Source organism: Pedococcus cremeus, assembly GCF_900111375.1.
Lineage (GTDB): Bacteria > Actinomycetota > Actinomycetes > Actinomycetales > Dermatophilaceae > Pedococcus_A > Pedococcus_A cremeus.
Window position 1 is genome coordinate 344881 of the sequence record NZ_FOHB01000001.1, and the last position, 13243, is coordinate 358123.

Sequence of the window (13243 nt, forward strand, 5' to 3'; positions counted from 1 at the left end):
CGTCAGACCTGCTCCACCGTGACTCCGGCGGCTCGCAGCGCGCGCACCTCGTCCTCGGGCGCGCCCTTGTCGGTGACGAGCACGTCGATCCGAGCGGTCTGGCAGATGCGCGCGAACGCGCGCCGGCCCACCTTCTCACCCGTCGCGACGACGACCACCCGGTCGGCACGCTGCACCATGAGCGCGTTGATCCCGGCCTCGCCCTCGTGCCGGCACGTCGCGCCCGCCTGGGCCGAGACCGCGTCGACGCCGAGGAAGACGGTGTCGAGCCACAGCTCGTTCAGCACCATCGAGGCGAGCGGGCCGGAGAGCTCGTAGGACTCCTGACGGGCGACACCGCCCAGGGAGACGCAGCGGATGAACGGTCGCAGCACCATCTCGGTGGCGATGTTCAGGGCATTGGTGACCACAGTGATCGCCGGGCGCTCGGAGGAGCTCGCGAGGTCGGAACGGGCCGCGAGCCGACGCGCGGTCGCGCTCGTGGTGGTGCCGCCGTTGAAACCGACCACGGAGCCGGCGACCGCGAGCTCGGCTGCGACGGACGCGATCCGGTCCTTCGCGGTGTCACCTGAGGCCTGCTTGTAGCGGGCCGGCAGGTCGTAGGCGACGGCCGTCGCGACGACGCCGCCGTGGGTGCGCGTGACCAGCTGCTGCGCCGCGAGCTCGCCGAAGTCGCGGCGCACGGTCGCCTCCGAGACGCCGAGCTCCTCGACCACCTGGGCCACGGTGAGGCGCCCGTGCTCGGCCAGCAGGCCGAGCAGGGCGCTCCACCGGGCACCGCGGTCGAGGGGCCGCCCACGCTCGGGCGGGGGGTCGGGGTGGCCGGCCTCGCCGGCCGGGTCGCCGACGGCGTCGAGGGCGTTCACTTCACCGACCCGGCCGTCAGCCCGCCCACGAGGTGCTTCTCGATCACCGCGAACAGCACCACCACGGGCACGATGGCCACGATCGCGGCCGCGAAGAGCTGGTCCCAGTGCTGCTCGTAACCGGTCACGTAGGACGTGATGCCCACGGTGAGCGGCTTCTTCGACTCGTCGAGCATGAGGGTCAGGGCCACGACGTACTCGTTCCACGCGGCGATGAAGGTGAAGATCACCGCGGTCACGATGCCCGGCATGGTCAGCGGCAGCATCACCCGGCGCAGCGTGCCGAACCGGCTGCAGCCGTCGAGGTTCGCGGCCTCCTCGACCTCCTTGGGGATGGAGGCGAAGAACCCGTGCAGGATCCACACGGCGAACGCCAGGTTGAACGCCGCGTTGGTGAGGATCAGCGCGGCATACGTGTTGACCATGTTGAAGTTGAACCACTCGCGGTAGATGCCGACGACCAGCGCGGTCGGCGAGAACATCTGCGTGACGAGCACCAGCAGCAGGAACGCCATCCGGCCCGGGAAGCGGAAGCGCGCGGTGTAGTAGGCCGCCGGGATCGAGACGAGGATGACGATCAGGGTCGAGGAACCCGCCACGATCACCGAGGTCTTCAGCCAGTTGAGGAACCGCTCGTCGGTGAGGATCTGCGAGTAGGTGGACAGCTGCCACTCGCGCGGGAAGAACGTCGGCGGGGTCTGCACGACGTCACTGCTCGGGCGCAGCGAGTTGAGCAGCATGACGATGTAGGGCGCGAGGAACACCAGCGCCAGGGCGGCGCCCGCCACGGGCAGCACCCACGAGCGGTGCCGCTGCCAGCCGCTGCGTCGCGAACCACCCTGCGGCGCGACCGAGCTGTTGCCCCGCGACGTCGAGCCGGTACCGGTCTCTGTGACGGTGCTCATGCCGTCTCCTCCCGCCAGCGGGTGAACCTCAGGTAGACCATCACCACGACCAGGATGAGCAGGACGTTGAAGACGCCCGCAGCCGCCGACATGCCCACGTCCTTCTCCGCGCTCTTGAAGGCCAGCTTGTACATGAAGGTGATCGTCGTGTCGTGCGAGAAGCCGGGGTTGCGGTCGTTGAGGGTGTAGATGATCGGGAACGAGTTGAACACGTAGATGATGTTGAGCACCGCGGCCACGAGCAGCGCAGGACGCAGCAGCGGCAGGGTGATCCGCCACCACACCTGGAACGGGCTCGCGCCGTCGACCCGCGCGGCCTCATAGACGTCGCGCGGGATCGCGCCCAGCCCGGCCACGAACACGTAGGCCGTGAAGGGGATCGACACGAACACGCCGACCAGGATCATCGACGGCATGATCCAGGTGTCGCTGCCGAGGAAGTCGACCGGGCCGAGGCCGAACTTCGAGAGCAGCAGGTTGGCCGTCCCGTAGTAGAAGTCGTAGATCATCACGAACGTCTTGGCCGTGATGACCAGCGAGGCGGCCCACGGCACGATGATCGCCCAGCGCACCAGCTTGCGGCCGCGGAAGTCCTTGGTGAGGAACTGCGCCACGCCCAGGCTGATGACGATGGTCAGGGCGACGACCGCGACCACCCAGACGATGGTGTTGACCAGCACCGTGGGGAGCAGCGGGTGGTCGAGCACGTTGGTGTAGTTGGTCCAGCCGGCGTCGCCGAGGCGCAGGCCGGTGATCGAGAACTTGCTCATCGACGCGCGCACCAGCTCGATGGCCGGGTAGACCACGACGCCGGCGATGAGGAGCAGGGCGGGGCCCAGCCAGAGCAGGGCGGAGCCGAGCGAGGCTCGGTCACCTCGTGCGCCGCCCCGGCCCCGGGTTCGGACCCCGGAGCCGCGCGACGGCGTCCCTGCACCGTCGGCGCCACCTGCGGTGGTGGCCGCGGGCGAACCCGCGGCCACCACTGACGACTGCTGGTCGGGCACGGTCAGCTGCCGCTCTCGGCCTGCTTCTGCAGGTCGTCGAGGACCTTCTTCGGGTCGCCGCCGCTACCCACGGCGCCGCCGAGGTTCTGCTGCACGGCGAGCTTGACCTTGTCCCAGGTCGGGTCGTCGGTCGGGGTGAGGTGGGCGTTGGGCAGCGTGTCGAGGTAGACCTTCAGCTTCGGGTCGTCCTTGAAGAACTCGATGCCGCTCTTGGTGACGGGGAGGAAGCCCTCGGCCTTGATGAACTGGTTGACCTGGTCCTTCTGGTAGTACAGGTCGTAGAAGGCCTTGACCGCCTCCTGGTTGCCCGGCTTCTTGAACGCCATCAGGTAGTCGGTGACGCCGAAGGTCTGCGGCTCACTCATCTTGGTCGGCATCGGGGCGACGCCGTAGTCGACCTTCTTCTCCTCGTCGAGCTGTCCGGCGAGCGGCGAGAAGCCGACGACCATGCCGACCTTGCCGGACTTGAAGAGGTTGAACGCGTCGGCGCGGTTCGTCTTGCCGGGGTTGTTCTGGGTGAGCTTCTCGTCGGTGAGCTTCTTGAGGAAGGTCAGTGCCTCGGTGTTCTCAGGCGAGTTGATGGTCCACTTGCCGTCCTTCTTCCAGTCGCCGCTGTTGTTGAACAGCCACATGGAGAACTCGCCCTGGGACTCCTCGGGTCCGAGCGGGAGGGCGTAGGGGATGGTGTCGCCGCCGAGGGACTTGATCTTCTTGGCGTCGGCCTCGAACTCGTCCCAGGTCTTCGGCGGGGCGGCGATGCCGGCCTTCTTGAAGATCGCCTTGTTGTAGAAGAACGCCCGCGCCGACGACAGGTCCGGGAAGCCGTAGAGCTTGTCCTGGTAGGTGCCGCTCTTGACGAACGCGTCGAGGATGTCGCTCTTGGCCGACGCCGGGAGCACCTCGTCGGCGTTGTAGAGCAGGCCGTCCTTGGCGTAGGACGCGTAGGCGTTGAGGTTGAGGATGTCGGGGGCGTTGTTGTTCTGGATCATCGTGCTCGACGTCTGGTCGATCGAGTCCCAGCTCACGACCTGCACCTCGAGCTCGGTGCCGGTCTTCGCCTTGTACTTGTCGGCGAACTGCTTCCAGAACGCCGCCGTGTGGTCCTTGGAGTACTCCGCGGCGACCAGCTTGATCTTCTTGACCTTCTGGCCCGAGTCGCTGGCGCCACCGCCGCCCGCGCTGCCGGCGCCGGAACCCCCACTGCACGCGGCCAGGGCGAGGCCCCCCGCCAGCGCCACCGCGGCAACGCGCACCGCGCCCATGTGTCGAGACGTCATTGTCTGCTTTCCCATCTGTTGTCGACTGACCGTGATCGGTTCGTGTCGTTTCGCTGCCGCTTCGCTCAGAACCGGCGGTGATGAGCGACAGCGTGGACCGCGATTCCGGCCTCCGTCAAGCATTTCCGGCAGATTTCCCGGTCACAGTCCGGCAAACTGGACCAACCGCTTGACTGATCGATTCTGACTGGTCGACAATCTGGGCGATCCGAACCACTCACAGAACGGACGCCGATGACCGCCTACACCAGCCACCTCGCCTCCGAGATCGCCACGCAGCCCGACGACTGGGCCGCGGTCCTGGACCGGGTCGAGGAGGCCCGCGCCGTGCTCCCGCGACCGGGCGAGTCGGTCGCCGTCGTCGGCTGCGGCACCTCCTACTTCATGGCCCAGGCGTATGCCGTGCTGCGCGAGCAGGCGGGCGAGCTCGGCGGCCGCACGGAGGCGCACGCCGCGAGCGAGTTCCCCGCCGGGCGCAGCTATGACCACGTCGTGGCCATCTCGCGCTCCGGCACCACGACCGAGGTCATCGAGCTGCTGACCACCCTGCGCCAGCGGGGCCAGCGCACCACGGCCATCGTGGCCACCGAGGGCACCGCGATCCCGGAGCTCGCCACGCACGCACTGCTGCTGCCGGAGGTCGACGAGCAGTCGGTCGTGCAGACCCGCTTCGCCACCACGGCTCTCGTGCTGCTGCGCGCCACGCTAGGCGAGGACGTCAGCGCCACCATCGCCGACGCCCGCGCGGTGCTCGCCGAGGACGAGGACACCGCCCTCGCCGGTGTGGCCGATGCCGAGCAGCTCACCTTCGTCGGTCGCGGCTGGACCGTGGGCCTGGCCAACGAGGCCGCGCTGAAGCTGCGCGAGTCGGCCCAGTTCTGGACCGAGGCCTACCCCGCCATGGAGTACCGCCACGGCCCGATCAGCATCGCCACCACCGGTCGCGCCACCTGGGCCTTCGGCGAGGTGCCCGAGGGGCTGGCCGACGACGTGCGAGCCACCGGTGCCCACTTCGAGCACCGCGACATCGACCCGCTCGCCGACCTCGTGCGGCTGCACCGGCTCTGCCTGGTGAAGGCGGCACGCGCGGGAGTCGACCCCGACCAGCCGCGCCACCTGTCACGGTCCATCATCTTGTCGTGACCTCGACGCCGCAGGGCCCCACCGACAGGACCGGCACCGACCGCGCCAGCACCACCCTCCTCACGGGACGGGTGGTGCTGCCGTCGGAGACCGTCGCCGACGGCGCCGTCGTCGTGGCCGGCGAGCAGGTCCTGTATGCCGGTCCGCGCGCCTCCCTGCCTCCCGAGCACTCCGGCGCCACCGAGCCGGCCGGATGGGCGCCGGGGCTGACGCTGCTGCCGGGCCTGGTCGACCTGCACTGCCACGGCGGCAGCGGCGGTGAGTTCGGCACCGACACCGAGGGCGCGCGCACCGCGGCGGCGCACCACCACCGTGCCGGCAGCACCACGGTCGTCGGCTCCCTCGTCTCGGCGAGCGCGGAGCGCCTGCTGACGGGGGTACGCGCCTGCGCGCCGCTGGTCCGCGACGGCGACCTCGCCGGCATACACCTCGAAGGACCGTTCCTCTCCACGGCGCGGTGTGGCGCACAGAACCCCGCTGCCCTCGTCGCACCCGACCTCAAGCTGCTCGAGGAGCTGGTGCTCGAGGCCGGTCCGGGCGTCATCGCGCAGATGACGTGGGCGCCCGAGCTGCCGGGGGCCGACCAGCTGCCGGCCGAGCTGGCCCGCCTCGGCATCCTCGGCGCGGTCGGCCACACCGACGCCGACGTGCGCACCGCGCGAGCGGCCCTGGCCGCACTCGTCGAGCACCCGGTGCGCGGCGGCCAGGCGCTGGTGACCCACCTCTTCAACGGGATGCCGCCGATGCTCTCGCGCCAGCCCGGGCCGGTGGCGGCCGCCCTCTCGGCTGCCGGACGCGGCGAGGCCGTGCTGGAGGTCATCGCCGACGGCGTGCACCTCGACAGCGGCACCGTGCAGATGCTCTTCGACACCGTCGGCCCCGACCAGGTCGCCCTCGTCAGCGACTGCATGGCCGCGGCCGGCCTGCCCGAGGGCGACTACACCCTCGGCGGCCTGCACGTGCGGGTGCAGGGCCGCGACGTGCGCCTCGTCGGCTCCGGCAGCCTCGCCGGCGGGGTCTCCTGCCTGCTCGACCAGGTGCGCTGGTGCGTCACCGACCTCGGCGTGCCACTCCCCGACGCCGTGCGAGCCGCCTCGACGACCCCGGCCCGGGCGCTGGCCCTCGACGGGGTCGGCGCCCTGGCGGCCGGTCTTCGCGCCGACGTGCTCGTCGTCGACGACGCCCTGGTGGCGCATCGGGTGATGCGGCGGGGCGCCTGGCTCGCAGCGCGCTGACGCCGCCGGGCCGCTTCGGGTTGCGGTCTCCGGGGGGCGACGGAGACTCGAGGAATGGCTTCCTCCCACACCACCAGCCTGCCCACCCGCGTGCTCGGCAGCTCTGACGCCGGCACCGCCCTCACCGTCTCGGCCCTCGGCCTCGGCTGCATGGGGATGTCGGAGTTCTACGGCACGCCCGACGAGTCCGCCGGCATCGACACGATCCGCCGGGCCCTCGACCTCGGCGTCACCTTCCTCGACACCGCCGACATGTACGGCCCCTTCACCAACGAGAAGCTGGTCGGCCGCGCCATCGCGGACCGGCGCGACGAGGTCGTGCTGGCGACCAAGTTCGGCAACGAGCGGGCACCCGACGGCGCCCGGCTCGGCGTCAACGGCTCACCGGAGTACGTCCGCAAGGCCTGTGACGCCAGCCTCGAGCGCCTCGGCGTCGACCACATCGACCTCTACTACCAGCACCGGGTCGACCAGCGGGTGCCCATCGAGGACACCGTCGGCGCGATGGCCGAGCTCGTGCAGGCCGGCAAGGTGCGACACCTCGGCCTGTCGGAGGCGTCGCCCGCCACGATCCGGCGCGCTCACGGCACCCACCCGGTCACGGCCCTGCAGACGGAGTACTCGCTGTTCACCCGCGACCTCGAGGACGAGATCCTGCCGTTGCTGCGCGAGCTGGGCATCGGCCTGGTGCCCTACTCCCCGCTCGGCCGTGGCCTGCTCACCGGCGCCATCGACCGGGAGGCCACCGCGCTCTCCGAGAACGACTCCCGGCGTTCGCCGTACTTCCCGCGGTTCCAGGGCGAGGCGCTCGAGCACAACCTCCAGCTCGTCGACCAGGTCAGGGAGCTCGCCGACACCAAGGGCTGCACCCCCGGCCAGCTCGCCCTGGCGTGGGTCCTCGCCCAGGGCGACGACATCGTGCCGATCCCGGGCACCAAGCGGGTGAAGTACCTCGAGGAGAACGTCGGCGCCCTCGACGTCACCCTGACCGACGACGACCTCGCCGCGCTCGAGCAGGCCGTGCCGCGGGGCGCCGTGGCCGGCGAGCGCTACGGCGACATGTCCAGCATCGACCGCTGACGCCGACGACGCGACGGCCCGGTCACTGTCCGGACGCGGCTGCGACCGGGTCACCGGCATACTCGTGCAACCCCGCGAGATTGGGCTGGGCCGGGTGCGCAGCCCCCGCGGGACCGGCCGCGAACGCGAGCAGGAGGTTGCTGAGCATGCCTCCGACGACGCGGGCAGTCACTCCGGTCGCCCCCGCCTCGGGCAGCCCGCGCGCGAACCAGTTGCTGCCCGAGGCGAACACCCCGGCGCCCGAGGGCACGTCGTACCACGCGCTGTCGGAGAAGCTGGGTACTCCCCGGCACCGCACGGGTGAGTGGCTGAGCACCTCGATGCGCCGTGGCGTGGGCACGCCGGGGTTCACGCGGTCGTACTCCGGACCGACGAGGTGCGGCAGCCGCAGCCCCGCGCCTGCACCCGTGCCGGCGAACAGCCAGCTCCCGGGATCGGTGACGACGAGTGGGGCGTCGACCGGGTTGCACTCGTAGAAGACGCCGGTCAGCTCGCTCTCGGGCCGCGGGACCGGGGGCTCCCGCCAGTCGGTCGTCACCTCCGCGTCGTCGACTCCGACGAGCGGGTCGTTGAGCCGCTTGTAGTTCACCTCCAGCCGGTCGGGTCCGTACCGGGTGCGGGCGAGCCGGATGTGCCGGAACACCGCGTTGGCACCGAGGAACGCGACGTTGACCCCGGTGTCCCGGGCACGGGTCACCGCCAGCCGCATCGCGCTCGACCAGTACTCGTCGTGCGCCAGCGTGACCACCGCCCGCGCCCCCACGAGCACGGTCGGGTCCATGTGCAGGTCGATGTCCGTGACGTAGGCCAGGGGGACGCCGAGCCGCTCGGCATGGGCAATCGTCGGCAGGTCCAGCGTGAGGAGCTGCCCGGAGCCGTCGCCGTCGTAGGGCCGGTCGAACGACACCGCGGTCGAGCGGTGTGCGAAGTCTGCCTTGCCAGCCGGCCCCTGGTAGAGGCTGTAGCCGCCCCATGCGTTGTAGGCCTGCCAGGTCGTCACCCCGTCGACCAGCACGACGCGCCCGGCCGTCTCGGGTGACCGCACGGTGAGGGGGACGAACCGCTGGCCCGACGGGCTGTCCAGCCGCAGCAGGTATGCGCCCGGCGGCCACTGCCCCGTCGGCAGCAGGAGGCTCGTGGGCCACTGGGTGCGCACCGTCGACGTCGGGCCGTCGTGCCGCGCGGGCGGCTGTCGGGTGCCGCGCAGCCCGGCACGGTGCCAGACCAGGGCGCCGCCCACGGCGCCGTACCACCCCATCCGGTAGGCGGTGACCTCCCACGTCGCCGCGGTGGTCGAGACGTGCAGTCCCACCCGCTCCCCGGGCCGCACGCTCGTGTGGTCCGCCCAGCCCTCGATGGCGTGGTCGGGTCCGCGGTGCGTGATCCGCCAGTGCGGGTCGAGCCGGAGCTGGACGGGTCCTGCTTGCGCCCGGCTGCTGCGCACCCGGTCCGTCGACGAGGTGCGTGGTGCGGCTGAGGTGGGCCCGGCTGACGTGGTGCCGGCCACCCGCGGGGCGGCCCGCATGGCGGGCGCCTGGCTGGCGCCGCAGACCGCCAGGGACGCCAGCGAGCCGATCACGGCCCCCCAGGCTCCCCGCACCATCACCCGACGCTACGACCCGCCCTCGGGGCCGGTCTTCGGCCGTTCGGCTGAGGAGGACGGGCGGGTGCCGGTCGAGCTGGGTTCAGGTGTGCCGCGAGGCGGCCTCCAGAGGTCAGGCCGGGATGGTCTCGGCCCCGCTCGGGGTCGAGAGCCCACGGGAACGCCGGATCTCGTCGACCATCTCGCCCATGATCTGGGTGAGGCCGAAGTCCTTGGGGGTGAAGATCGCCGCCACGCCCTGCTGGCGCAGCGCCCGCGCGTCGGAGTCGGGGATGATCCCGCCGACGACAACCGGCACGTCGCCGGCGCCGGCCTCCCGCAGCCCGCGCAGGATCTCGGGCACGAGCTCCATGTGCGAGCCGGAGAGGATCGAGATGCCGACGAGGTGGACGTCCTCGGCGACTGCCGCAGCCACGATCTGCTCCGGGGTGAGCCGGATGCCCTGGTAGACCACCTCGAACCCGGCGTCACGAGCCCGCACGGCGACCTGCTCGGCGCCGTTGCTGTGCCCGTCGAGGCCGGGCTTGGCGACCAGGATGCGCAGCCGCTCGCCGAGCTCGTCACCGGTGGCCCGCACCCGCTCACGCACCCGGCCGAGCTCGGAGTCGGCCGCCGCGGCCTCGCCGGTGACCCCGACGGAGCCGGAGACGCCGGTGGGCGCGCGGTACTCGCCGAAGACCTCGCGCAGCGTGCCGGCCCACTCCCCCGTGGTGACGCCGGCGCGCGCGCACTCCAGGCTCGCGGGCATGAGGTTCGTGCCGCTGCGCGCGTCGTCACGCAGCCGGTCGAGGGCCTCCTCGACGCGGCGACGGCCCGCCTCGTCGGCGTCACGCTCCTCGCGCCAGCGGCGCACGGCCTCGGCGGCCTTGGCCTCGACGTCGTGGTCGATGGTCTGGATGGCGGTGTCGAGGTCTGCGGTCAGCGGGTTGGGCTCGGTGGTCTCGAACCGGTTGACGCCGACGACGACGTCCTCGCCCGCCTCGATGCGCTGGCGGCGCAGGGCGTGCGAGGCGACCAGCGCCGACTTCATGTAGCCGCTCTCGACGGCGGCCACGGCCCCGCCCAGCTGCTGCACCCGGTCGATCTCGGCGCGAGCAGCCTCGACGAGCTCGGCGACCTTGGCCTCGACGACACGGGAGCCGGCGAACAGGTCGTCGTACTCGAGCAGGTCGGACTCGAAGGCCAGCACCTGCTGCATGCGCAGCGACCACTGCTGGTCCCACGGGCGCGGCAGGCCGAGCGCCTCGTTCCAGGCCGGTAGCTGCACCGCACGGGCGCGGGCGTCCTTGCTCAGCGTGACCGCCAGCATCTCGAGCACGATGCGCTGCACGTTGTTCTCGGGCTGCGCCTCGGTGAGGCCGAGCGAGTTGACCTGCACGCCGTAGCGGAAGCGGCGCTGCTTGGGGTCCTGCACGCCGTAGCGCTCACGGGTCAGCTCGTCCCAGAGCTGCACGAAGGCGCGCATCTTGCACATCTCCTCGACGAAGCGCACGCCGGCGTTGACGAAGAAGGAGATGCGGCCGACGACCTCGCCGAACCGCTCCGCCGGCACCTGGCCCGAGTCCCGCACGGCGTCGAGCACGGCGATGGCGGTGCTCATCGCGTAGGCGATCTCCTGCACCGGCGTCGCCCCGGCCTCCTGCAGGTGGTAGCTGCAGATGTTGGTCGGGTTCCACTTCGGGATGTCCGCCACCGTGTAGGCGACCATGTCGGTGATGAGGCGCAGCGACGGGCCGGGTGGGAAGACGTAGGTCCCGCGGGAGAGGTACTCCTTGATGATGTCGTTCTGCGTGGTGCCGGCGAGCGCCCGGACGGCGGCGGCCGGGTCCTCACCGGCTGCTTCCGCCTGCTCCTCGGCGACCACCTGGTAGAGCGCGAGCAGCCACATGGCCGTCGCGTTGATGGTCATGGAGGTGTTCATCTGCGACAGCGGGATCTGGTCGAACAGCGCGCGCATGTCGCCGATGTGCGAGACCGGCACACCGACCTTGCCCACCTCACCGCGGGCGAGGGCGTGGTCCGGGTCGTAGCCGGTCTGGGTCGGCAGGTCGAAGGCGACCGAGAGCCCGGTCTGCCCCTTGGCCAGGTTGCGCCGGTACAGCGCGTTGCTGGCAGCGGCACTGGTGTGGCCGGCATACGTGCGCATCACCCACGGACGGTCGCGCTCGGGGCGGGCGGCCCGGGCGGCGGGAGTCGGCGTCTTCGCGGTCTCGGCCATGGGGGGAAGGTACCGGCGGCCGCGGCGGGGCCGGGAGGCCTTCAGGCGGTGAGAGGCGCCACAGTGGCGGCGGTGGGGGCACCCGAGGCGCTATCCCCCGCAGGGCGGTGCACCAGGGCGCGCTCGAGGCGTGACGCACGCAACAGCCGCTCGGTGCGGTCCGTCATGTCGACGACGGCGAGGCGGCGGCCGGCCCGGCGGGCCCGGTTGAAGGCCTCCACCAGCACCCCGAGCCCGGTCGCGTCACCGATCTCGGCGTCGGCGAGGTTGAGCAGGACGTCACCGGTCCCTGTGTCGATCACCTCGTGCAGCAGCAGCCGCACATCGGGCACCGAGCGCACGTCGATCCGACCGCTGATCTCCACTTCCTGCCCCGAGGCATGCTCGCGGACCTCGAAAGGAAGGACCCCCACACCGCTCACCGTCATCCGAACCCCCTCGTTCGTGCTGGTATTCACCCACACATACGCACCCGGGGGCACTTACGGTTGTCACGAAACAGATCAAGATCTGGTAAAGGCCGCTCGGCCGGGGCTGGGCGGGCGGTAGAAGGCACGGCCGGAGGGCGGCAGGAAGCCGGGCCGGCAGCCGCGGGAAGGGTGGCGGGAGGGCCCTAGAAGGCGAACTCCTCGTCGGGCTCGCGCGTGACGTCGGCCCCGAGGCCCTGCAGGTCCTCGGCGAAGTGGGCGTACCCGCGGTCGATGTGCTGGGCCCCGCTGACGGTGGTCACGCCCTCGGCGACCAGCCCGGCGATGACCAGCGCGGCACCGGCCCGGATGTCGCTCGCCTCCACGGGTGCGCCGGACAGCCGCTCGACCCCGTGGACCATCACGTGGTGTCCGTCGATGCGCGTCTCGGCGCCGAGGCGGCCGAGCTCCTGCACGGTGCGGAAGCGCGCCTCGAACAGGTTCTCGGTGATCATGGCCGAGCCGTCCGCGACTGCGTTGCAGGCGATCGCGAAGGGCTGCAGGTCGGTCGGGAAGCCCGGGTAGGGCAGCGTGGCGACGTCGAACGAGCGAGGCCGGCGCCCACCGGAGTCGACCCGGAAGCCGCGGTCGGTGCGCGTGACCGTCGCACCGCTCTCCTCCACGAGGGACAGCGCAGCGGTGAGGTGCTCGGCGACCCCACCCACCACCTCGATGTCGCCGCGGGTGGCTGCCGCCGCGAAGGCCCAGGTGCCGGCGGCGATCCGGTCGGACACCACGGCGTGCTCCACCGGCTCGAGACGGTCGACGCCCTCGACCTCGATGACCGACGTGCCGGCGCCGGTGATCCGTGCGCCCATCTCGCAGAGCAGGGCGACGATGTCGACGATCTCCGGCTCGCGTGCGGCGTTCTCCAGCCGGGTGGTGCCGCGGGCCAGCACCGCGGCGGTCAGCACGTTCTCGGTGGCTCCGACGCTGGGGAAGTCGAGCCGGATCTCCGCGCCGTGGAGGCCGCCCGGCGCCTCGGCGACGAGGAAGCCGTGGGTGACGTGCACGGTGGCGCCGAGCGCCTCGAGGCCGGCGGCGTGCAGGTCCAGCCCCCGCGACCCGATGGCGTCGCCCCCGGGGATGGCCACGTCGGCGGCGCCGCACCGGGCCACCAGCGGGCCGAGCACCGCGGTCGAGGCCCGCAGCGCGCGCACGAGGTCGTAGTCGGCGCGGTGGCCGATCTCGTCGGGCACGTCGATGTCGGCCACCCCGGCGGCAGGGTCGTAGTCGACGGTGCAGCCGAGCCGGCGCAGCAGCTCGGCCATGATGGTCACGTCGAGGATCGCCGGCACGTTGGTCAGCCGGGTGCGGCCCCGCGCGAGGAGCGCGACGGCCATGAGCTTCAGGGCGCTGTTCTTCGCACCAGCGACCCTGACCTCACCGTGCAGGGCGGTGCCACCGACGACCCGGAACCTCTCAGCCATCCGTGCAGCGTAGCG

Annotated in this window: 11 protein-coding genes; 3 read left to right on the plus strand and 8 right to left on the minus strand. The window is 71.7% G+C overall.

All coding sequences use genetic code 11. From position 1 onward, the window contains the following. Window positions 1-2: 2 nt before the first annotated feature. The 4 genes from BMW78_RS01570 to BMW78_RS01585 are packed head-to-tail and all read right to left on the minus strand — an operon-like array spanning window position 3 to window position 4052. The gene (locus BMW78_RS01570; protein ID WP_091755724.1) at window positions 3-866 is read right to left on the minus strand and encodes a DeoR/GlpR family DNA-binding transcription regulator; all 864 of its coding nucleotides are present in this window, start codon (window positions 864-866) and stop codon (window positions 3-5) included. After that, the gene (locus BMW78_RS01575; protein ID WP_091755725.1) at window positions 863-1771 is read right to left on the minus strand and encodes a carbohydrate ABC transporter permease; all 909 of its coding nucleotides are present in this window, start codon (window positions 1769-1771) and stop codon (window positions 863-865) included. Before BMW78_RS01575 ends, BMW78_RS01570 begins: the two co-directional genes overlap by 4 nt. Next, window positions 1768-2775, minus strand: coding sequence for a carbohydrate ABC transporter permease (locus tag BMW78_RS01580; protein WP_245735604.1), 1008 nt, complete (start codon window positions 2773-2775; stop codon window positions 1768-1770). Before BMW78_RS01580 ends, BMW78_RS01575 begins: the two co-directional genes overlap by 4 nt. Window positions 2776-2777: 2 nt before the next feature. Further along, complete coding sequence (locus tag BMW78_RS01585; RefSeq protein ID WP_245735605.1) at window positions 2778-4052, minus strand: extracellular solute-binding protein; 1275 nt, start codon at window positions 4050-4052, stop codon at window positions 2778-2780. A 234-nt stretch (window positions 4053-4286) separates the two neighbouring features. On the opposite strand from BMW78_RS01585, the gene BMW78_RS01590 reads away from it, so the two are divergent. The 3 genes from BMW78_RS01590 to BMW78_RS01600 all read left to right on the plus strand — a co-directional run bounded on the left by BMW78_RS01590 (window position 4287) and on the right by BMW78_RS01600 (window position 7510). Next, on the plus strand, window positions 4287-5195 hold the full coding sequence (locus BMW78_RS01590; RefSeq protein WP_091755726.1) for an SIS domain-containing protein: 909 nt from the start codon (window positions 4287-4289) through the stop codon (window positions 5193-5195). Continuing rightward, complete coding sequence (locus BMW78_RS01595) at window positions 5192-6430, plus strand: N-acetylglucosamine-6-phosphate deacetylase (RefSeq protein WP_091755731.1); 1239 nt, start codon at window positions 5192-5194, stop codon at window positions 6428-6430. The genes BMW78_RS01590 and BMW78_RS01595 overlap by 4 nt, the downstream gene beginning before the upstream one ends. Window positions 6431-6508: 78 nt before the next feature. Next, entirely contained in the window at window positions 6509-7510 is a 1002-nt protein-coding gene (locus BMW78_RS01600; protein ID WP_425439037.1) for an aldo/keto reductase, read from the plus strand. A 22-nt stretch (window positions 7511-7532) separates the two neighbouring features. Here BMW78_RS01600 and BMW78_RS01605 read toward each other — a convergent pair whose 3' ends face one another. The 4 genes from BMW78_RS01605 to murA form a co-directional block, all read right to left on the minus strand. Beyond that, window positions 7533-9113 carry a N,N-dimethylformamidase beta subunit family domain-containing protein gene (locus tag BMW78_RS01605; protein ID WP_177180229.1) on the minus strand — a complete coding sequence of 527 codons (1581 nt, stop codon included), beginning with the start codon at window positions 9111-9113 and terminating at the stop codon, window positions 7533-7535. Window positions 9114-9225: 112 nt separating this feature from the next. Next, entirely contained in the window at window positions 9226-11259 is a 2034-nt protein-coding gene (locus tag BMW78_RS01610) for a protein meaA (protein WP_245735637.1), read from the minus strand. A gap of 113 nt (window positions 11260-11372) precedes the next feature. Continuing rightward, a complete protein-coding gene (locus BMW78_RS01615) occupies window positions 11373-11759 on the minus strand; it encodes an STAS domain-containing protein (RefSeq protein WP_091755738.1) in 387 nt (128 codons plus the stop codon). A 185-nt stretch (window positions 11760-11944) separates the two neighbouring features. Next, window positions 11945-13228, minus strand: coding sequence for a UDP-N-acetylglucosamine 1-carboxyvinyltransferase (gene murA, locus BMW78_RS01620; RefSeq protein WP_091756503.1), 1284 nt, complete (start codon window positions 13226-13228; stop codon window positions 11945-11947). Window positions 13229-13243: the final 15 nt, after the last annotated feature.